The sequence below is a fragment of the Streptomyces collinus genome, assembly GCF_031348265.1.
Lineage (GTDB): Bacteria > Actinomycetota > Actinomycetes > Streptomycetales > Streptomycetaceae > Streptomyces > Streptomyces collinus.
Genome location: NZ_CP133771.1, coordinates 8717000 through 8737202, shown reverse-complemented (window position 1 = coordinate 8737202; position 20203 = coordinate 8717000). Strand labels below are relative to the sequence as shown.

The window sequence follows — 20203 nt, the reverse complement described above, 5'->3', positions numbered from 1 at the left end:
GGCGGGCTTATGGGGGTACAAGCTCAACCCCCCACCCCCATGGCGATGTGCGTCGTCGTAGCGTGGAAGTCACGACATACCGACGCCCGCCGGACATCATCCGCGTCGTGCGAATGACCCTGATTCCGTAGAGACGTTGGTCATACAGCCTGGCCCCGGTGCCGGTGCGGCCACGCGTTTCTCGGAAGGTGCTCCCACGTTCCCGCGTGGGGTAGACGGGCAGCAGCCGCACGCAGGTCCCATCGGGCGTACGCGCCCGGCATTGCGATTCTCAGTCCGCCTGGTCCGCCTGGATGCGGACGCGGACCGGCGAGCCCGTGGTAACCGCACGCCTCATCGCCGCGGGGAGCACGCTTACGGAGCAAGTGGCGCCTCCTGCCACGTCTCCCCCGGTTCGACCCGAGGGCCCGCTTCACGCCATTTCTGAGGGAATGCCCTCGCGACAGTGTGAGGCACGCCACGATGGCGAGCGAACTCCCGTTCGCATCCGTCCGAGGTTGGTCAACCGGTCAGAAGGAGCGCTCGTGACTCAAGCCGTACCCCCCTTACCCGTGGTGGTCGAGAATCCGGTCGTCAAGTTCTCCAGCGCCCCGCAGCGCCCACACCTGCGGCATCTGGGCAGGCCCTCCCTGCGCACCTCGGTCTCCGGCACCCGGCGGCGCGCCCGTGGTGAGGCGCCCCGCGTTCTGCTCGTCGTCCCCTCCTACACGCGGGTCGTGGAACCCTCGCCCGAGCGCAGCAGCTTCCGGGCCCTCGGCCTGGACACCTTCGAGGTCATGAAGCGCGCCGGCACTCCGATCGGGCTTCTGCGCATCGCGGCCAACGCCCGCCTCGCCGGCTTCGACGTCCGCATCGTCGACTCGCCCTTCGCCGGCTGGGAGCAGGAACGCCGGCTCGTAGACCTCGGCGCCGGCAGCAGCCTGGTCCGCTACGGCCTCGACGATTCCCAACTACGCGCGATCATCGAGGAGTTCGAGCCGGACGTCGTCGGCGTCCAGTGCATCTACACGGTCCAGTGGGGCAACGCGCGCGCCCTGGCCGACCTGGTCAAGGACATCGACCCGGCGATCGTGACGGTCACGGGCGGAGCCCATCCCAGCGGGGACTGGCAGTACGCCGTACCGGACTCCCCCTTCGACCACGTCGTCATCAACGAGGCCGACCAGACCTTCACCGCGTTGCTGCAGGCACTGACCGAGGAGGGCGGTGACCTCGACGCGGTGCCCGGCGTCGCCTACCGGCGGGCCGACCTCGCCGTGGTGCGGACCACCGCCAAGTCGCCGTACATGCGCATCCTGCCGAAGCGGCAGGGGCTGGACCAGCGGCTCGGCATGATGCCGCTGCCCGACTTCGGGATGCTGGACATGCGCCAGTACGAGCAGGCGTACCACTCGTCGGGGAAACGGGTGCGCGAGCACGGTTCCTGGGCGCAGATCTTCTCGACCATCGGCTGCAACGTGGGCTGCGACTTCTGCTACATCCCGATGGTGAACGGCCCTTGGCGGGCACTCGGCACCGACTGGTTCGACCTGCACCTCGCCGAGATCACCAAGCAGGGTGTGACCGAGGTACTCATCGAGGACGACCATCTCCTGCACGACCCGCTGTACGCCATGCGTGTCTTCGAACTGCTGCGCAAGCACGACCTGCCGTGGGTGGAGGAGGGCGGCCTGAGCCTGTTCAACCTCGTCCTGCTGCACCTGGGCGAGGAGTTCGCCAACGGCATGGACGACGCCGAGCGGCGCAACCCCAACTTCCGCAACGTCCTCTCCGCGATGCGTTCCGGGCTGACCTGCCGCGACCTCATCAGGGCGATGGCCGACGGCGGCTGCTACAGCGTCTACCTCGCCGTGGAGAGCGCCAACGAGGACAGCCTCGAGCAGTCCGGCAAGCCCCGCCTCAACGCCTTCCAGAAGGCCACCGGCGAGATCGTGGAGATGTTCACGGAGTACGGCATCCAGGTCACCGGCGGATTCATGCTCGGCTTCGTCAATCCGCCCGAGCGGCCCGGGGGCGAGCCGTACATCGAGTCGCTGGAGCAGATCGAGAAGACCATCGACTACGCGGTCACGCTCATGGGCCACGGGATGGCGTACGCCAACCCCTTCATCGTGACCCCGCTTCCTGGCACCAAGATGTGGGACTTCCAGAAGGACTACGTCGTACGGCACTACGACAACGGCTGGTCGCACGAGAAGGGGACCATGGCGACGGAGGGGTGGAGCGCGGAGGACATCGAGCGCATGCGGCTGGAGCTGTTGGTGCGCGCCAACGGCGCCGACAAGGTGACCGAAATGGTCCGCCGCGGGACCTGGCCCGTGGACGCCTGACGGCCTCGGGACGCGGTCGCGACCGGCTCAGCCACGGCGGCGCGCCGCACGCAGCGCGTCCGCCGAGGCGAGCATGGCGCCACCGGTGATCAGCACACAGGCGGCGGCGACGGGCCAGCTCGCGTCGGCCCGTCCCGTCGCGATCAGCAGGGCGGTGGACAGCAACGGGGCGAAGTACGACAGGGTTCCCAGGAGCCGGATGTCGCCGTGCTTGGTGCCGTGGTCCCAGAGGTAGAAAGCGCCGCCGACCGGGCCGAGGCCCAGAGCGAGCACCGCGAGCCACTGGCCGCCGTCGGGCCGGACCGTGTCCTCGAACAGCAGATGGCAGACGGCCGCGAGCACCGCGGTGGCCAGGCAGAAGAACGCCACCATGTCCGTCGGGACTCTCGGATAGCGCCGGTTGGCCACCGAGTACGCCGACCACACCATCGCGCAGACGGCGGCTGCCGCGTACCCGGGCAGGTACTCGCCGCGGAGCTGGACGCCCTGCCCGCCCGTGACCAGCAGGAAGGTGCCGCCGAGGCCGAGCACCGCGCCCGCCGCGTGCCACCAGCGCAGCCGTTCGCCCGGCAGCAGCGCGGAGAACACGACGATCAGCAGCGGCCACAGATAGGCGATGAGGCCGGCGTCCACCGCGGGCGCGTTGCGCAGCGCCACGAAGTAGAAGAAGTGGTAACCGAACAGGCCGCCGACACCCAGGACCCAGGCCCCGCGGGGCACCGCACGGACGAGCGTTCCGCCGCCGCGCAGCGCCCGGGGCAGTCCGAGGACGCCGCCCACCGCGAACGCCATCGCGGTGAGCTGGAACGGCGGAATCCGCCCGGTGAGCGTGGTGAACAGGGCCAGCGACGCCCACAGCAGTACGGCTCCGGCGCCGATCGCGGTGGCCCTGAGCTGGCGCGCCGGGTTCGGCGCGGCGTCGTGCGTCGTCTCCGGCGCCGCGGCGCCGGCTCGCGCCTCCCGAGCGTTCACATGTCCTCCAGCCCCCCGGCGGCGTATGACGGTCCGTCAACCTATGACCACACAGGGGCATCGTAGGGAGGCGCATCGCGTGGACCCGCGCTTTCCGGTCAGCGGGCGGTCCGAGGCGATGCGGAGGGGTCGGGCTCTGCATGTGAGCTCACCAGCCAGCCCGAAGGTGCGCGGTGCCGTGCGCTGTCGGACTCAGAGCCTCTTGATGCCCCGGAAGGCGGCGACCGGCACGGAGGCTCAGGACGGGAACGAGGTCCCTCGGGGTTCGCCGGGAGGACCGTGTCACGGGGCAGGCAGTCGATCATTTCAACGGGCTCTCCGGTAGCGTCGGGGTATGAGTCATCCGCACCCCAACTTGAAGGCCGCCCCTCCCCTGCCGGCCGGAGGCTTGCGTGTCGTCGCACTCGGCGGCCTGGGCGAGATCGGTCGCAACATGACCGTCTTCGAGCACGCCGGCAAACTGCTGATCGTGGACTGCGGGGTGCTGTTCCCTGAGGAGAACCAGCCCGGCGTGGACGTGATCCTGCCGGACTTCACCTCGATCAGGGACCGCCTCGACGACATCGTGGCCATCGTCCTCACCCACGGCCACGAAGACCACATCGGCGGCGTGCCCTATCTGCTGCGGGAGCGGACGGACATTCCCGTCGTCGGCTCGAAGCTCACCCTGGCCTTCCTGGAGGCCAAACTCAAGGAGCACGGGATCAGGCCCCGCTCGGTGCGCGTACGCGAGGGCGACCGGCGTGGTTTCGGCCCCTTCGACTGCGAGTTCGTGGCCGTCAACCACTCCATCCCGGACAGCCTCGCGGTGGCCCTGCGTACCGCAGCCGGGCTGGTGCTGCACACCGGCGACTTCAAGATGGACCAGTTCCCGCTGGACGACCGGATCACCGACCTGCGCGCCTTCGCCCGACTCGGTGAGGAGGGGGTGGACCTCTTCCTCACCGACTCCACCAACGCCGAGGTCCCCGGCTTCACCACCTCCGAACGGGAGCTGAACCCCGCGATCGAGCAGGTGATGCGCACGGCGCCGCGGCGTGTGATCGTCTCCAGCTTCGCCAGCCACGTACACCGCATCCAGCAGGTCCTGGACGCCGCCCACGAGCACGGCCGCAAGGTGGCCTTCGTGGGCCGCTCGATGGTCCGCAACATGGGCATCGCCCGCGACCTGGGCTATCTCAAGGTTCCGTCCGGCCTGATCGTGAACGCCAAGGAGCTGGAGAAGCTGCCGGACCACCGGGTCACCCTGGTGTGCACGGGCTCCCAGGGCGAACCCATGGCAGCACTGTCCCGGATGGCCAACCGCGACCACTCGATCCGCATCGGCAAGGGCGACACCGTCCTGCTCGCCAGTTCCCTCATCCCCGGCAACGAGAACGCCATCTACCGGGTCATCAACGGCCTGACCCGGTGGGGCGCCAACGTCGTCCACAAGGGCAACGCCAAGGTGCACGTCTCCGGCCACGCCAGCGCCGGGGAGCTCGTCTACTGCTACAACATCGTCCGCCCCCGTAACGTCATGCCCGTCCACGGCGAGTTCCGTCACCTGCGGGCCAACGCCGACCTCGCCATCCGGACCGGCGTGGACCCCGAGCGGGTCGTCATCGCCGAGGACGGTGTCGTCGTCGACCTCGTCGACGGTCGCGCCGCCATCACCGGCAAGGTGCCCGCAGGCAACGTCTACGTGGACGGGATGGAGGTCGGGGGCGCGACGGAGGCCTCCCTCAAGGACCGCCTCACCCTGGCCGAGGAAGGCGTCGTCACCGTCGTGGCCATCGTCGACGCCGACACCGGCGCCCTGGCCGAGGCTCCCGACTTCCTGGCCCGCGGCTTCGTCCACGACGAGACCACCTTCGAGCCCGTCATCCCCGTCATCGAGAAGACGTTGGGCAACGCAGCCCAAGAGGGCGTCGGCGACGCTCACCAGCTCGAACAGCTCATCGCCCGGGCCGTGGCCAACTGGGCGTTCCGCACCCACCGTCGCAGGCCGCTGGTCATCCCGGTCATCATCGACGCCTGAGCCGGAACGACATGGCGACCATCGCGGGCCCACGGCCGGGCGCGGACGAGGAGCACGAATGAGCGCGCTCCGGGGAGATCGACCGGCGACCGACGCCGATCGATGAGATGGGTCTGTGCCGGCGCCGCGGCCCGGTGTCGGGACCCGGTGCCGCGACCCGGGTTCGGGACCCGGTGCCGCGACCCGGGTTCGGGAGACGCCGTGTACGAGGTGAGACTCGGCAGCGAGGGGCTTCCGCCGTAGGGGCGGGCATGGACGGATCTGACACGGGTCGCTGTTGGAACCGATCGCCGATCGCGTCGGCCGTGGCGCAGCTCGGACAACGGCGGTGGCACCTTGCGCCTCGGGCGGGCTCGCGCGGCCGGCGGCCTGCCCGTCCGGCGTGCGGGCGGCCCGCTCCCCCGGCGGCCCCTTGCGTCTCTTCGTAGTGGGCCGACCAGAGCCCGACCGTGCCGTGGACGGCCCGATGCGGGTGAGAACTGCTTCAACTGTCGATACCTGCGATGTCCATGACCGGATTCTGCCGGGCCTCACCTCGGGAGCGGTGCCGCCCATAGAATGTCTGGATGTCCAAGCCGATACGGACGAGCCGCCGCACGTGGGTCGCTGTGTGGGCGCTGTTGTGCGGGGCAGGCATAGCGGCCACCGCCGGACTGAACGCCGCCTCGACACCGGACCAGCGCCCCGAAAGGCCCGTCAGCCCCGAGTGCGCCGACTACATCGCGGACATCGAGAGGCAGTTGGCCGAGGCCAAGCAGCAAGGCAGGGACGACGGCGTGCTGGCCTTCTCACGCAGCAAGGTCGGCGCGGACGACTGCAGCGATGAGATCCGCGACCACTTCGGTGGCGATCGGTGAGCCGCGCCGTCGAGGGCGAGCTCACAGCACGCTGTGCAGGGTGGCCGTATCGCTCTGATCCTTGCGCTGTCGCGCCACCGAGAGCGCCGATAGACGCATGCGACGCGAAACATCCGCCGGTCGGCGAGGGTCCTGGCGCCGGTCAGCAGGAACTGCTGCAGGACGACGAACTGCTCCCGCATGAAGACGAACTGCTCCCGCACGTCGACGAGCTGCCGCATGACGAGGAACCACCGCCGGAGCAGTCACTCGACGAATGCTCGCTCGCGCCCGCCTCCCACCAGGACGGGTGGTCTACGGGGCTGCCAGAGGCATGCCCCGTCGTCGCGTTGTACGTGCCGGTACCGGTCGGCCATGCTCCATGGCCGGGTCCGGCACTCGAGCCGGACCCGGTTGCCCGCATGCTCAGATCGTCCCAGGCGCGCCGCCATGCCCGGCGCACCATCCAGGTGATCACCGATACGAGCGCCAATACGAACACGCCCACGCATACGACTGCGATCAACATGACGTCCCCCCTCCGCCGGGCGGCTGCGCCCGGATTGCCCGCAGTATGCCCAGCAATGCATTGACCGGCAGCACCTCTTGAGCAAGTCCAGAGCTTCGGCCATGCAGGCCGCGATTCTGCACCGGCTGGGACACCTCGGTGGACTCCACCATCGTCCGCGCGCATCAGCGGGCGGCTGGCGCCCGCTCCGATCCGCCCCCGCGCCCGCGCCCGCCTCAAAGGGGGCCGGCGAGGTGGAACACCGGGACGAGACGCCGTGGCAGAGCCTCGTCGGCCGCCTGGTGGGGGTGGTGCTGGAAGGTTCCGTCTCAGCGCGGAGCCAACCCGTGTCGTCGGGCCGCCGCTCCGAAGTAGTCGCCGCCCTTGCGCCTGACGTCGTCCGTGCCCCAGGCCTGCCCGTCCTCACCGGCCGCGCCTTGCGTCCCGTCGACGCTCTGCCGCAGCGGTGCCTTGACCAGCCTAGGTATGTGCTTCGAGCAGTGGATGTAGGCCTCTTCGACTTCGACCTCCACCCACATCTGAGGACGGCGGCCCGGGACCGGATCGACGGGGAGGCCGGGGTACTTGCTGCGCATGGCCTCGTCGGTGACCAACTGGGCGCGGCCGTTGACGTGCAGACCGATACGGTCCTGGGAGAAGTCGATCATCAGGATGCCGACGTGGGGGTTTTCACGGATGTTGCCGAGCGAGGCCATGACCCCGTTACCGCGGTACTCCGGGTATACGAGGGTCCCGGCGTCGATCACCTGGAGGAAACCGGCCGGTCCTGCCCGGAACGTGCTGTCGCACTCCCCGTGTCTGTCCGCCGTGGCGAGGAAGAACATCTCCTGACGGGCTACAAACTCCGTCATACGCGAGTTGAGCCGGTCCAGCACCTGTTCGTCGTAGAACCGATCCGCGCGGTCGACGGTGCCCACATCACGCTGGATCTGGTGCTCTCCGTGGCTTCCGGGCCGCTCTGCCCGCTCGTCGTGGTGCAACGGTCCTCCCTGACAGGCATTCAGTAGAGTGCAGCGGTCCACTGGGCCCAGGGAGTGCGAGCGCCTCTGTCCGGGCCATGGCCCGGTGTTCACAAGACTCACGTGACCTGATTGCATCGCCGCTCAAGCCGAAAACCGCACCGGCCATGCCCATGAGGGTAGAGCAGGCCGCCCGAGGGGCGCGGACCGGGCCATGGCGCCGGGGCCGGATCCGGGCCTGACCGCGACTCCCACGGACGTTCGACCTGAGGGGATGGCGGTGTCGGCCCCGGCGTTGAACCGTCGTGGAGCACCGCGGACGGCCGGGGGGCTACCCGCAGTGCCTTCCTGCCCGGGCATGCTGCAGCTTGCGGGTGAAGCGGTGCATGTGGGGATCGAGCAGCTCGTCGGATTCCTCGAGCACGTGCTCGGCGGTCAGCCACCGGATCGCGTCGAACTCGTCCTGGTCGTAGGAGGTGATGGTGTCGGCCTCGGCGTTGAGGAGGTACCAGAGCGAGACGTCGGTGTGCGTCCCCTGCCCCCGAGTCTCGGTGACGGTGAGGAAGAAGGGGAGCTCGCCGGTGATCGTCGATGCCGTGGCCTGGATGCCCAGTTCCTCACGGCACTCACGCACCACCGCGGCCCACGGGTCTTCCTCCGGCTCGACGTGTCCGCCGGCCGGCAGCCACAGGCCCGCCTTGCGGTGCGCGACGAGCAGCAGCCGACCGCTGGTGTCGTCGAGGACGACGAAGTAGCTCACCAAGTGCATCGCGGGAACGTCCGGCTTGCGCACCCGGTAGACCGGGGCGCCGCTGCCGATCCATTGCGTCGCGGTCTTCAGATGGGTGCGCTCCAGGTCGTCCCAGGGTTCGATGGCGCCGAGCAGCTCCAGAAGGCGGGCACGCGGTTGATCATCATGCTCGGTGAGAGAGTAGCCGGTTGAGGTCATCCGCGCATCCTGTCCGGGGAAGTATGTGCCGTGTGCAGTGATCGTATGGTGCGCACCCGTACCCCACCGGACTCATCCCCGGTGAGAAGGGCACGTGGCGCAGCCGGGCCTGCCCGTCGTCGAGATTGCCGCATGTGACGGCACGACCGCGAGGTCCGCCGAACCCGGTGTACGGCTGCTCTGCTACCTGGACGTGCCGGAGTCCGGCTCAGCCAGGCACCGGATCTTCAGAGGCGGGCAGAGGTTCCGCGGCCTTCGGGACCAGGGCGCGGACGGAGGGTGCGGCGACCATGGCGAGGGTGGCGAGGAGGATGAGCGCGGCGGCCGCGTAGAGGGTGGCTTGCAGGCCCAGGAGAAGTACGGCGGGTCCGGCGGCGAACTGGGCGAGCGGGAGCGCGAGGAAGGAGCCGAGGTCGTCGTAGGCGTAGACGCGGGCCAGGCGGTCCTCGGGGATCTGCTCGTTGAGGGTCGAGTACCAGGCGACGCCTGCCTGTTCGATACCCACGCCCGCCACGAAGTTGGCCACGACCAGCGCCCAGGTGTACGGGGCGAGCGCCAGCAGCAGCGGGGTCGACGCCGTCAGGCCCATCAGCGCGCAGCCGACCAGGATCGCGCGCCGGGGCCGCCAGCTCAGCGACAGTACGCCGCCGGCGACCGCGCCGAGCGAGCCCGCGGCGACGACCAGCCCCCAGCCGCTACGGCCGATCCCGGTGGTGTCGGCGACGGCCGGCCCGAGGACGGTGAACGAGGCGGTGATGCCCGCGTTGAGGAAGCAGAAGGCCACCACGATCACCCACACCCAGCTTCGGGAGGTGAACTCCTGCCAGCCGATGCGCAGTTCATGCACCAGCCCTGGGCTGGGCGCGGGCGGCGCGACCTGGACGCGGATCAGCGCGATGGACGCGGCGGCGAGCGCGAAGCTGGCAGCGTCGACGGCAAGGCCCCAGCCGGGGCCGATCGTGGCCACCAGTACGCCACCCAGCGAGGCGCCCACGATCATCGCGCTGCTGCTCGCGATCCGGGAGAGCGCGAGGGCGGCGCGGCGGGACTCGGCCGGCACGGTCTGGGGCAGCAGAGCCTGGGCGGCGGGCTGGTAGCAGGAACTTGACGCCCCGTTGACCGCGGCGAGCACCATGAGCAGGGGGATGGCGGCGCTGTGGGTGAGGACCAGGGCGGCGATCACCGCCTGGCTCGCGGCGCTGACCACGCTGCTGCCGACCAGCAGCGGGCCGCGCGGCAGCCGGTCCGCCAGCACTCCCCCGTACAGCCTTCCGCGTCAGCGGCACCTTGCGGAGCTGCGGATGATCGTGGGGCCGTCGGATCCGCCTCTCTGATCACGATCGGATCGTCGATTCCGCCGCCACTTGGGCGCGCTCGCCGACCTGTTCACCCAGCCGCTGTGGCTGCACCTCGCCATGGGGCCGGGCATGGCCTCATGGGCCGCGTCACCCTGGAGGATCCGTGCCGACGGATACCTCAGTCTGCGGGGTCCGGCGGCCACGGACCAAGTTGCGGCAACTGAGGGGCCGTCGTGCTCAGGTGACCGTCGAGGCTGCGGCCGGCCATCCAGGCCGCAAGGTCACGCACTGCTCCAGTGACCTCGACTGCCGTCCCGCTCCCCAGGGTTCGGGTGAACCCGTCGTCGACGGCCCGCAAGACCAGCCGAACGCCGGCTGGGGCGCGGTCCGACAGGAAGTCCAGTGCGTGGAGGGCGAAGGCGAGCGACCAGTCGCGGGGGCGGTGGTCGAGCGCCAGGTCGACGGCATGGATTTCCGTCTCTCGCCATCGTGCCAGTGCGGTATCCAGCACCGTGGCATGCCGGAATCGGACCGGGCGTCGCCAGTCCGCTGCCGTCAGCCGGCTCCACGAGTCCTCCAGCGCCCGCTGGGCCAGAATCAGGTCCTCACGCAGCTCGGCCAAGGGCCGGGCGGCGCCACGCTCGATGGATCGGTCTCGCTCCCCCTGACCGCCGTCATACATGTCCTTGAGCTCACCGCGCAGAGCAGCCAGTGCCTGCCGCTCGAAGGCACGAGCATTGTCGGCGAGGTGCTGGAGGACATGCCCACGACTCCAGCCGGGCAGGGCGGACGCTGCGTCCTTCTGCCGGCCGTCGAGCTGATCGGCCAGTTCAAGCACCCGGGCATGCGCTTGCGAGACCCTGGGCACCAGCTCGTCAGGACCTATAACGGAGTTGACCACTGTCACAGCCTAGCCGTGGTGATCCACTTCAGATGAGGCCCTGGCTGCATTGGCCTGAAGCGTTGTTCATACGGCTGATCCATGACTGGCCGCAGAGTGCGGCCGATCGCGTGCCGGACATGGATGGCCGGGAAGCCGCCCGCCGGATCCTCGCCCGGGCCCCGAACTGCCGGGTGATCATGCCGACCCATCGGTCGCGAGAAGTCCAGGCAGCCGCAGGGTCTGTAAGCCCGCGGAGGGGCCCGGGCCAGCCCAGTGGGCGCCAGGTGTCAAGATGGGGGCATGACTATCAAGGTCTTCTTTGACATCACCATCGACGACGTTCCCGCCGGCCGGATCAACATGAACCTGTTCGACGACGTCGCCCCCAAGACCGTGGAGAACTTCCGCGCGCTGGCGACCGGAGAGAAGGGCTTCGGCTACAAGGGCTCGTCCTTCCACCGCGTCATCCCGGAGTTCATGCTCCAGGGCGGCGACTTCACCCGTGGCGACGGCGCCGGCGGTAAGAGCATCTACGGCGAGAAGTTCGCCGACGAGAACTTCACGCTCAAGCACACCAAGCCCGGCCAGCTCTCCATGGCCAACGCCGGCCCGAACACGAACGGCTCGCAGTTCTTCATCACCACGATCGTGACGTCGTGGCTTGACGGCAAGCACGTCGTGTTCGGTGAGGTCGCCGACGAGAGCAGCATGGAGCTCGTACGGAAGATCGAGAGCTACGGCTCACGGTCCGGCCGCACCTCGGCGACCATCACCATCGCCGACTGCGGCGCTCTCTGACCGAACGCCGCTCGCAGGCCCGTAGTCGGGGTGACCCGACCCGGGCCGCATGCCGCGCATGCCTCCCGTACCCCATGTGAGGGCCCGGGAGGAGCGTGGGAACGGCTGAAAGCGGCACCCTTGTCATCCGGCAGGGCACGGCCCATATCATCGGCATGATCGCCGGGCCGTGTCCTGCCGAGTCTCATCCAGCGGCCGCTACAGGCTCAGCCACCGCTCTTCCGCCGGAACGACCGCTGGTTGGCAGCCGGGCCGTGCGCGCCGCGGATCTTCGACGCGTGAGGATTCGCAGCGAGGTCGGCGGCATCCGCCTGCATACCGCGCTTGCGGGCCAGAGCTTCCCGGAACTTGCGCTTCAGATCGTATTGACCGTCAGCGTCGGGCGTGAGGGCAGGGCTCTCGGCGTCAGCCGACTCCGAACCTTCGGGTGATGGAGACTCTGCGGCCATGGTGACCTCCTGGGCTCGGGCGTTGGAAGGCACAGCTTGTCATGCCGAGTACCGCATGCGGCGCCGGCAGCCGGCATTACCAGCCGCATCGGCTCGCAGCCATCACGCGGCCCGCCGTCAGCCGGCGCCATGCACGGCTCGTCATGGCGCCGAAACCGGCAGCTGCCCGCTTCCCCTCCCTGCACCTGCCTGCACCGTCTGCGCGCTTGTCTCCAACGGCGGCCGGGGGCGCGACCCGCTGTGACACACGGCACGGATGCAGTGCGGAAACGATGGAATGCAGGAGCGCGGGCAGAAGGTTGGCATATACATCTGACTGTGAGCCTGTGAGGTACCTGTGAACGACTCCGCCCCTGAGCAGCCCGCCGACGTCGTCGCCCGCCTGCGCGCCACCTTCCGTACCGGCCGGACCAAGCCGGTGGAGTGGCGCATGACCCAACTGCGCCGGCTGCGTGACATGCTCACCGAGAACGGCGCGGACCTGGCAGCCGCCCTCCACGCCGACCTGGGAAAGAGCGCCACAGAGGCCTTCCGCACCGAGATCGACTTCACGGTGCGCGAGATCGACCACACCCTTGACCATCTCGCCGACTGGCTGCGCCCGGAGCCCGCCCCGGCCCCGGCTCACCTCGGCGCCGACGTGACGGTCTGGACGCAGTACGATCCCCTCGGCGTCGTCCTCGTCATCGCGCCCTGGAACTACCCGGCCCAACTTCTGCTCACCCCCGTGGTCGGGGCCCTGGCCTCCGGCAATGCGGTGATCGCCAAGCCGAGCGAGCTGGCCCCCGCCACATCCGCCGTCCTGGCCCGGCTGCTGCCGGCGTACCTCGACACCGATGCGGTCGCCGTGGTGGAGGGCGGGGTTCCCGAGACCACGGCCCTGCTGGCCGAGCATTTCGACCACATCTTCTACACCGGCAACAGCACGGTCGGCCGTATCGTGCTGCGGGCCGCCGCCGAGCACCTCACCCCGGTCACCCTCGAACTCGGCGGCAAGTCACCGGTGTTCGTCGACCGCGACACCGACCTGGCCGTCGTCGCGGACCGGCTGACCCGCGGCAAGTTCCTCAACGCCGGACAGACCTGCGTCGCCCCCGACTACGTCCTGACCGATCCGGAGACAGCGGCGGCTCTCGAACCGCTGCTCGCGAACGCCGTGAACGCGCTGTACGGCAGCGACCCGGCAGCCTCCGGCGAGTACGGGCGGATCATCAATGAACGGCACTTCGACCGGCTCACCGGCCTGCTCGACTCCGGCCGCACCGTAGTGGGCGGCACCGGCGACCGCGCGGCGAAGTATCTCGCGCCCACCGTCCTGGCCGACGTCTCCCCCGATGCGCCCGTCATGCGCGAAGAGATCTTCGGCCCCATCCTCCCGATCGTCACCGTCCCCGACCTCGACGAGGCGATCGCCTTCATCAACGACCGGGACAAGCCGCTCGCCCTGTACGTCTTCACCGAGTCCGACGGGACGCGGCGCCGGTTCGCCGCCGAGACCTCCTCGGGCGGCCTGGGCCACGGCCTGCCGCTCGCTCATCTCACCGTCTCCGACCTGCCGTTCGGCGGAGTGGGAGAGAGCGGCATGGGCAACTACCACGGCCGCTACTCCATCGAGACCTTCAGCCACCGCAAGGCGGTCCTGGACAAGCCGCTGCACTGACGCCCACGACCGGGATCCGGCACGGCCTCAGCGTTCTATCCGCGAGGGCGCCGAAGAGGGTGCGCGGACAGGAGCGCCGCGGGTCGCGGGTCTCCTCGGCGACGTTCACCGAGGTCTCGAACCCGACGAAGGAATAGGGTCACGGAGGCCGACAAGTAGCCGCGGGCGAGAGCGGCCACGGAGACGACGCCGGGGGCCGGCATGCAGAAGCCGGGACAGGCGGGGGCTCAGCCGCGCAGCCCCCGCAGCATCACTCCCAAGTAGCGGCGGCCGGTCTCCCGACGCGTCTCGTCGTCGTCGGCATGGACTTGGGCGGCGAAGGCGAGCCCGCACATGAGCGGCAGCAGGTCGTCCCAGGTGACCACGCCGCGTACGGCACCTGCCGCGCGGGCGCGATCGAGCAACTGGCCGGCGAGCGAGTCCAGCGTCGCGGTCAGTTCCTCGGTGCGGGGCAGGACACGATCCGGGGCTGCGCGCACGATGGTGAGCGAGGGGTCGGTCAGCTGCGCCTCCAGCGTGACGTCGAGGAAGTCGGCCAGGGCGTTCCAGGGGTCTTCCTCGGTCAGCGCCCGTTCCGCGCGGGCGACCAGCGCCTCCAGGCCCGGGGCCGCCACGGTCTCCATCAGGGCTTCCGGCGTCGGGAAGTGCCGGTAGACGGTGGCCACCCCTACCCCGACACGGCGGGCGACATCATTGAGCTGCAACGGAGTGCCCTCGTCGACGAGCTGCCGGGCGACGTCGACGATGCGCTGCCGGTTACGGGCAGCGTCCTTCCGCATCGGTGCACTGGTCATACGGACAGCATAAACGGATAGGCGATCCGGTTTCTGCTGCGGCGAAAGGGATACATCATCCGCTTTGTTGGGCCGCCTCGCGTCACCAGGAGGAATGACCATGACGTTCACCGTCACCGACGTGCCGGATCTGCCCGCCGGGTTCACCGGCACGTTCACCAGCCACACCGTCGAAACCTGCGAACTGACCCTGCACACGGTCAGCGGCGGCGACGGGCCGCCGCTGCTGCTCCTGCCCGGCTGGCCCCAGTTCTGGTACAGCTGGCGGCTGATCATGCCCGCCCTCGCCGAGCGCTTCACCGTCGTCGCCGCCGACCTGCGCGGCATGGATGCCAGCGACAAGCCCGCCACCGGCTACGATGCGGCCGCCCTCGCCGACGACATGGCCGCCCTGATGACCGCGCTGGGCCACGACCGCTTCGCCGTCGTCGGCTACGACCTCGGCATGCTGGTCGGCTACGCCCTGGCGGCGAGCCACCGGGAGCGCGTCACCGGCCTCGTCGGCGCCGAGTCGATCCTTCCCGGTCTCTCGCCGTCCCCGCCGCTGCTGTCGGACCCGGCCACCAACGAGTTCCTGTGGCACTTCGCCTTCAACCGCCTCGCGGACATCAACGAGCGCATGGTCGCCGGCCGCGAGGAGATCTACTTCGGCTACAACCTCACGTCCAAGACCGCCGCCCCGGGCGCCATCCCGCAGCAGGCCATCGACGTCTACGTCGACCAGCTGCGCGACCCGGCCGCCCTGCACGCCAGTTTCGGGTACTACCGGACCCTCGACACCTCCGCCGAGCAGATCCTGCGCTGGCGCGACGAGGGACCGCTGTCCATCCCCGTCCTGGCCATAGGCGGTCAGCACAGCACCGGCACCATGCCGGAGGAGACCATGCGCCTGGTGGCGACGGACGTCACCGGCCTTGTCATCCCCGGGGCCGGCCACTTCCTGCCCGAAGAGGCGCCGGAGGATTGGGCAAGGCGGTGCTGGACTTCCTGCGCTGACCCGGCGACCTTCCTGGTCGGAGCCGACGGCGCGTGGAGCGCCGGGGAGTCGACGCCGGCGTGCAGGACGCCGTCGACCTCTACCCGTGCCCGTCCGACCGCGGGCGGGGCCGGCCCGGTGCGGCAGAGCACTACGGGGGCGGCGCGGCCTGGTGAAGGGCCTTGTCGGCGCCGGTGACGACCACGGTGACCAGGCAGAGGGCGATGATGGACTCGGCCCACAGGAAAGCGAACCAGTCCAGCACGCAGCCGATCGGGGGTGTGCCGGGGGCGGTGTTGCGGAACGCGGCGAGGGCGAACAGGGTGGCGGCCATCCAGGCGAGACCTGGCCAGACCAGGCCCTCGCTGCTGGTCGTCAGGTACCAGGCGCCGATGAGCACGGACGCCGCCAGCGCCCACATCACCACCATCATGAAGACCGCGAAGACGAGCAGGCTGCCCGATCTCGACAGCCCCACCGCCGCCACGGCCTCCTGCCGGGAGGGCGCGGATTCGGCGGAGACCGAGAAGAGCGTGTCGTTGTTGGAGAACAGCATCCGTACCGGCACCTGCTCGCCGCCCATCTCCGCCCGGAACGCGATGTCGGTCTCGTAGGTGTCGAACGGGTAGTCACTGATCGATCCGCCGGTGAGCGCGACCTGCACGTCCTTCGTCGAGAGCCGCTCGTGCGCCGTGAACGTCAGGTCGCTGAGGGTCGACCCCGAGGTCTGGAGGCTGAGATCGGCCACCGGGGCCGCCCCGCCCGCCTCGCCGAGGGCCCCGCGCGGGGTCACCCAGACCCGCAGTACCAGCTCTCTGTTCGCGGCGTCGACGCTCTGGACGACGGCCTCCACATCCACCCGGTCGGCGGCCGAGGAGCCGACGGTGTGCACCACGTCGACCGCCTGCCGCTCGGTGAACTGCAGCCACGAGCCGACGGCCACCGCCACCACGATCAGACCTGCGATGGGGATGAGCACGGGCAGGATGGACCGCCCGGTGCGTCGCGGGCGAGGCGAGGCGGCAGGTGTCGGACGACCCTGACCCATCACTTGGTCCGGACGTCCAGCAGCCGGCCTGCCGGATAGATCAGCTCGACGTCCTCAGCCTCCAGAAGGTCCTGGTAGTCCGCGATGCCGCTCGTATGGCGCAGCAGGTCACCCGGTGTGACGAGCCGCGCGCCACCTCCGGGGATACCCGACGACGCCATCCGATTCACGGACACCACCTGCATTCGCCACCTGGAACGGGCTCGGCTCAGTGCCGTCTCGAACGTCGAGCGGCGAGGTCTTCTGGTCCGCTGCGGGAGCGCTGCCACCGGCGCAGCCGTGATGCGGCGGCGGCCGACACCGGGTCGAGTTGCCACGGGGACCGGGGCGCCCGGCGAGCCGGCTACGCGACGCGGAAGCTGCGCTCTGTCCCTGGTTCACGGTAACGGGTGGTCCGAGGACGTGCATGCGGACGTGCTCGCGAGCGCGAAGCGGGGGCAGCCTGCCTCGGGCACACGGCTGAGCGACCGCCGCCCCCAGCCGCCTCAGTCGCTCAGTCCCTCCAGTCCCCTCAGTCAGCTCAGTCCCGTCAGTCGCCTCGTGGCCGGCCCGCCCCTCTCGCAGGCGCGATCCCGCGGGACCCGCAGGCGCTGGGGTGACTCGAAGGGCGCGATATGGGAACCGGGAGAGGAGACCTGCCGTACGAGGGGAGGCCGGGTGCCCGGACGCCGCCGGGCTCCGTCGCCTCGGAAGAGAGACCACGATGGCGCACAAGGACGACGCCCAGCAGGCTGTGCCGAACACGCCGGGAATGCGCACGGACGGTGACGGCGCCGGGCGCCGTCGTCCGCTGCGGGAGCGGCACGTCGAGGAGACGGTCGAGGTCGCGGTGCCGGTGCGGACGGCGTACAACCAGTGGACGCAGTTCAAGACCTTCCCGCGGTTCTCGACCGTGGTGCGCGGCGTCGAGCAGATCAGGCCCACCGTGACCGCTTGGACCATCGGCTACGGCCCCCTGCGGCACCGCTTCGCGGTCGAGATCGTGGAGCAGGACCCCGACGCCTACCTGGCCTGGCGCGGCCTGGAGCAGAACCCCTCCCACCATGGCGAGGTCGAGTTCAGGCCGACGGAGTCCGGCGGGACCGCGATCACCGTCCGGATGCTCCTGGAACCACAGGGAGCCGCGAGGATTCTGACCCGCTCGTCCGGGGCCGCCCGGCTGACGGCCCGGTTGGTGCGCGGGGAGCTCATGAACTTCAAGCAGTTCATCGAAGGTCTGGGGCAGGAGGGCGGGGCCTGGCGCGGCACCATCCGCAACGGCCGCGTGCAGCACGACCATCCGGAGCCGCCCAGGAGCCGCGTGGCCCAGTGGCCCGTCGGCTGACCTGCGTGCCGGACCCGGCGAGAGAAAGGCGAACCGATGCAGAACCCGCCCGGTGAGGAGCCGGAGACCACCCTCTCCGTGACACCGCCGAAGAAGTGGGCGGCCGGCGTCCCCGCGGTCGTGCACGCCTTGGAGTACTCCCTGGAGCAGACCTCCCCGCGCAAGACCGGGGTGGACCTGCTGGCCATGAACCAGGTGGGCGGGATCGACTGCCCCGGCTGTGCTTGGGCGGACCCGGCCCCGGGCCGGCGCCATCGCAACGAGTACTGCGAGAACGGCGCCAAGCACATCAACGACGAGGCCACCACACGCCGGATCACCGCCGGCTTCTTCCGGGAGCACAGCGTTTCCGACCTCGCCGCCCGCTCCGACATGTGGCTCAACCAGCAGGGCCGGCTCACCGAGCCGATGATCAAGCGGCCCGGCTCCGAGCACTACGAACCCATCAGCTGGAACGACGCCCTGGGCGTCCTCGCGCAGGAGCTCAGAGCGATGGACTCCCCCGACGAGGCCGTCTTCTACACCTCCGGCCGCGCCAGCAACGAGGCCGCCTTCGTCCTGCAGCTCTTCGCCCGCGCCTTCGGCACCAACAATCTGCCCGACTGCAGCAACATGTGCCACGAGTCCAGCGGCTTCGCCCTGAGCGAGACCCTGGGCACCGGCAAGGGCACCGTCAGCCTCACCGACCTCCACCACGCCGACCTGATCTTCCTGGTCGGGCAGAACCCGGGCAGCAACCACCCGCGCCAGCTCAGCGCCCTGGAGGAGGCCAAGCGCAACGGCTGCCGGATCGTGGCGGTCAATCCGCTGCCGGAGGCCGGGCTGCGGCGCTTCAAGAACCCGCAGAAGCCGAGCGGGATCCTCGGACGCGGCACTCAGATCGCCGACCGCTTCCTGCACATCAAGCCCGGCGGCGACCTCGCCCTGTTCCAGGCCCTCAACTTCCTTCTGCTGGAGGCCGAGGACGCGGCGCCCGGCACCGTCCTGGACCACGACTTCATCGACGCCCACACCACCGGCTTCGAGGAGTTCGCCCGGCACGTCCGCACCGTCGACTGGGACGACGTGCACGCGGCAACCGGGCTGACCCGCGCGGAGATCGAGAAGGTCCGCGACGAGGTCCTGAACAGCGAACGGGTCATCGTCTGCTGGGCGATGGGCATCACCCAGCACAAGCACGCTGTGCCCACCGTCCGGGAGATCGTCAACTTCCTGATGCTGCGCGGCAACCTGGGGCGCGCCGGGGCCGGGGCCTGCCCGGTTCGCGGCCACAGCAACGTCCAGGGCGACCGCACGATGGGCATCTGGGAGCAGATGCCGGACACCTTCCTCGACGCCCTGCAGAAGGAGTTCGGCTTCGACCCGCCGCGCTCGCACGGACTGAACTCGGTGGACTCGATCAAGGCGATGCGCGAAGGCCGAGTCAAGGTCTTCCTCGCCTTGGCGGGCAACTTCGTCCGCGCCGCTCCCGACAGTGAGGCCACCGAGGGGGCGATGCGCTCGTGCCGGCTGACCGCCCACATCTCCACCAAGCTCAACCGCTCGCACACCGTCTGCGGCGACACCGCGCTGATCCTGCCGACTCTGGGGCGCACCGAGCGTGACCTGCAAGCCGACGGCGAGCAGTTCGTCACCGTCGAGAACTCCATGAGCGAGGTGCACACCTCCCAGGGCCGCCTCGAACCGGCCTCCCCGCTGCTGCTCAGCGAAGTCGCCATCCTGTGCCGGCTCGCCCGCCGCACTGTGGACGGCAAGGCGGACATCCCGTGGGACACGTTCGAGGGCGACTACGGCACCATCCGCGACCGCATCTCCCGCATCGTGCCGGGCTTCCACGACTTCAACGCACGGGTGACCCGTCCCGGGGGCTTCCAACTGCCCAACCCGGTCAACGAGGGTGTCTTCAACAACAAGGTCGGCAAGGCCCTGTTCACCAGCAACGAGCGCGTGGTCCCGCGGGCACCCGAGGGCCACCTGCTGCTGCAGACGCTGCGCTCGCACGACCAGTGGAACACCATCCCCTACACCGACAACGACCGCTACCGCGGCATCCACGGCAGCCGCCACGTCGTGCTGGTCAACCCGGCCGACCTGACCGAACTCGGCCTGGCTCAGGGCGATCACGTCGACCTGGTGAGCGTCTGGGCCGACGGTTCGGAGCGCCGGGCCGCGAACTTCGAGGTCGTCTCCTACCCGGCCGCCAAGGGCTCGGCCGCCGCCTACTACCCGGAGACGAACGTCCTGGTGCCGCTGGACAGCGTCGCCGACATCAGCAACCAGCCCACGTCGAAGGGCATCGTCGTGCGCCTCGAACCCACCCCCGACCGGACACAGCCCGCAACCGCCTGACCCGACGCACGATCCCGGCGGGGCCCGCG

17 protein-coding genes are annotated in these 20203 nt (G+C 69.9%); 8 read left to right on the top strand and 9 right to left on the bottom strand.

What is annotated here, in order from left to right:
* Window positions 1-524 precede the first annotated feature (524 nt).
* Window positions 525-2330 (top strand): B12-binding domain-containing radical SAM protein, encoded by a 1806-nt coding sequence (locus tag RFN52_RS39405; protein WP_311241183.1) that lies wholly within the window; start codon window positions 525-527, stop codon window positions 2328-2330.
* Window positions 2331-2357: 27 nt separating this feature from the next.
* Here the strand turns inward: RFN52_RS39405 and yddG are convergent, their stop codons facing one another.
* Window positions 2358-3302, bottom strand: a complete 945-nt coding sequence (gene yddG / locus RFN52_RS39400; RefSeq protein ID WP_184853678.1) for an aromatic amino acid exporter YddG — start codon at window positions 3300-3302, stop codon at window positions 2358-2360.
* A 334-nt stretch (window positions 3303-3636) separates the two neighbouring features.
* Between yddG and RFN52_RS39395 the strand changes: the two genes are divergently transcribed.
* Complete coding sequence (locus RFN52_RS39395; RefSeq protein ID WP_184853677.1) at window positions 3637-5322, top strand: ribonuclease J; 1686 nt, start codon at window positions 3637-3639, stop codon at window positions 5320-5322.
* 566 nt (window positions 5323-5888) lie between these two features.
* The gene (locus tag RFN52_RS39390; protein WP_184853676.1) at window positions 5889-6179 is read left to right on the top strand and encodes a hypothetical protein; all 291 of its coding nucleotides are present in this window, start codon (window positions 5889-5891) and stop codon (window positions 6177-6179) included.
* An 816-nt stretch (window positions 6180-6995) separates the two neighbouring features.
* Here the strand turns inward: RFN52_RS39390 and RFN52_RS39385 are convergent.
* The 4 genes from RFN52_RS39385 to RFN52_RS39370 all read right to left on the bottom strand — a co-directional run bounded on the left by RFN52_RS39385 (window position 6996) and on the right by RFN52_RS39370 (window position 10794).
* Window positions 6996-7667 (bottom strand): pyridoxamine 5'-phosphate oxidase family protein, encoded by a 672-nt coding sequence (locus RFN52_RS39385; protein ID WP_311241182.1) that lies wholly within the window; start codon window positions 7665-7667, stop codon window positions 6996-6998.
* A gap of 310 nt (window positions 7668-7977) precedes the next feature.
* Window positions 7978-8595, bottom strand: coding sequence for an NUDIX hydrolase (locus tag RFN52_RS39380; RefSeq protein ID WP_184853674.1), 618 nt, complete (start codon window positions 8593-8595; stop codon window positions 7978-7980).
* Between the two features lie 208 nt (window positions 8596-8803).
* Window positions 8804-9850: an MFS transporter gene (locus RFN52_RS39375; protein WP_311241181.1), complete on the bottom strand. Its 1047-nt coding sequence runs from the start codon at window positions 9848-9850 to the stop codon at window positions 8804-8806.
* Between the two features lie 221 nt (window positions 9851-10071).
* On the bottom strand, window positions 10072-10794 hold the full coding sequence (locus RFN52_RS39370; protein WP_184853673.1) for a maleylpyruvate isomerase family mycothiol-dependent enzyme: 723 nt from the start codon (window positions 10792-10794) through the stop codon (window positions 10072-10074).
* A gap of 282 nt (window positions 10795-11076) precedes the next feature.
* Between RFN52_RS39370 and RFN52_RS39365 the strand changes: the two genes are divergently transcribed.
* Window positions 11077-11574, top strand: coding sequence for a peptidylprolyl isomerase (locus tag RFN52_RS39365; protein ID WP_184853672.1), 498 nt, complete (start codon window positions 11077-11079; stop codon window positions 11572-11574).
* 206 nt (window positions 11575-11780) lie between these two features.
* On the opposite strand, the gene RFN52_RS39360 is transcribed toward RFN52_RS39365, so the two are convergent.
* Entirely contained in the window at window positions 11781-12023 is a 243-nt protein-coding gene (locus tag RFN52_RS39360) for a DUF5302 domain-containing protein (RefSeq protein ID WP_079129310.1), read from the bottom strand.
* 337 nt (window positions 12024-12360) lie between these two features.
* Between RFN52_RS39360 and RFN52_RS39355 the strand changes: the two genes are divergently transcribed.
* On the top strand, window positions 12361-13683 hold the full coding sequence (locus RFN52_RS39355) for an aldehyde dehydrogenase family protein (protein WP_184853671.1): 1323 nt from the start codon (window positions 12361-12363) through the stop codon (window positions 13681-13683).
* A gap of 227 nt (window positions 13684-13910) precedes the next feature.
* Here RFN52_RS39355 and RFN52_RS39350 read toward each other — a convergent pair whose 3' ends face one another.
* Window positions 13911-14477 (bottom strand): TetR/AcrR family transcriptional regulator, encoded by a 567-nt coding sequence (locus tag RFN52_RS39350; RefSeq protein ID WP_184853670.1) that lies wholly within the window; start codon window positions 14475-14477, stop codon window positions 13911-13913.
* 100 nt (window positions 14478-14577) lie between these two features.
* On the opposite strand from RFN52_RS39350, the gene RFN52_RS39345 reads away from it, so the two are divergent.
* Window positions 14578-15651 carry an alpha/beta fold hydrolase gene (locus RFN52_RS39345; RefSeq protein ID WP_184853669.1) on the top strand — a complete coding sequence of 358 codons (1074 nt, stop codon included), beginning with the start codon at window positions 14578-14580 and terminating at the stop codon, window positions 15649-15651.
* Here the strand turns inward: RFN52_RS39345 and RFN52_RS39340 are convergent.
* Both RFN52_RS39340 and RFN52_RS39335 read right to left on the bottom strand, forming a co-directional pair.
* Window positions 15605-16438 carry a DUF4436 family protein gene (locus RFN52_RS39340; protein ID WP_311241264.1) on the bottom strand — a complete coding sequence of 278 codons (834 nt, stop codon included), beginning with the start codon at window positions 16436-16438 and terminating at the stop codon, window positions 15605-15607. The two genes, RFN52_RS39345 and RFN52_RS39340, sit on opposite strands and share 47 nt — an antisense overlap.
* Window positions 16439-16500: 62 nt before the next feature.
* A complete protein-coding gene (locus RFN52_RS39335) occupies window positions 16501-16671 on the bottom strand; it encodes a hypothetical protein (protein ID WP_184853667.1) in 171 nt (56 codons plus the stop codon).
* A gap of 533 nt (window positions 16672-17204) precedes the next feature.
* On the opposite strand from RFN52_RS39335, the gene RFN52_RS39330 reads away from it, so the two are divergent.
* Window positions 17205-17825, top strand: coding sequence for an SRPBCC family protein (locus tag RFN52_RS39330; protein ID WP_184853666.1), 621 nt, complete (start codon window positions 17205-17207; stop codon window positions 17823-17825).
* Between the two features lie 36 nt (window positions 17826-17861).
* Entirely contained in the window at window positions 17862-20174 is a 2313-nt protein-coding gene (locus tag RFN52_RS39325; protein ID WP_184853665.1) for an FdhF/YdeP family oxidoreductase, read from the top strand.
* The last annotated feature ends 29 nt before the right edge of the window (window positions 20175-20203 follow it).

Excerpts from the sequence above, each read along its gene's own strand:
- RFN52_RS39395 (WP_184853677.1), top strand. The coding sequence starts at position 3,637 with ATGAGTCATCCGCACCCCAACTTGAAGGCCGCCCCTCCCCTGCCGGCC.
- RFN52_RS39390 (WP_184853676.1), top strand. The coding sequence starts at position 5,889 with ATGTCCAAGCCGATACGGACGAGCCGCCGCACGTGGGTCGCTGTGTGG.
- RFN52_RS39380 (WP_184853674.1), bottom strand. The coding sequence starts at position 8,595 with ATGACCTCAACCGGCTACTCTCTCACCGAGCATGATGATCAACCGCGT.
- RFN52_RS39365 (WP_184853672.1), top strand. The coding sequence starts at position 11,077 with ATGACTATCAAGGTCTTCTTTGACATCACCATCGACGACGTTCCCGCC.
- RFN52_RS39360 (WP_079129310.1), bottom strand. The coding sequence starts at position 12,023 with ATGGCCGCAGAGTCTCCATCACCCGAAGGTTCGGAGTCGGCTGACGCC.
- RFN52_RS39350 (WP_184853670.1), bottom strand. The coding sequence starts at position 14,477 with ATGACCAGTGCACCGATGCGGAAGGACGCTGCCCGTAACCGGCAGCGC.
- RFN52_RS39345 (WP_184853669.1), top strand. The coding sequence starts at position 14,578 with ATGACGTTCACCGTCACCGACGTGCCGGATCTGCCCGCCGGGTTCACC.
- RFN52_RS39330 (WP_184853666.1), top strand. The coding sequence starts at position 17,205 with ATGGCGCACAAGGACGACGCCCAGCAGGCTGTGCCGAACACGCCGGGA.
- RFN52_RS39325 (WP_184853665.1), top strand. The coding sequence starts at position 17,862 with ATGCAGAACCCGCCCGGTGAGGAGCCGGAGACCACCCTCTCCGTGACA.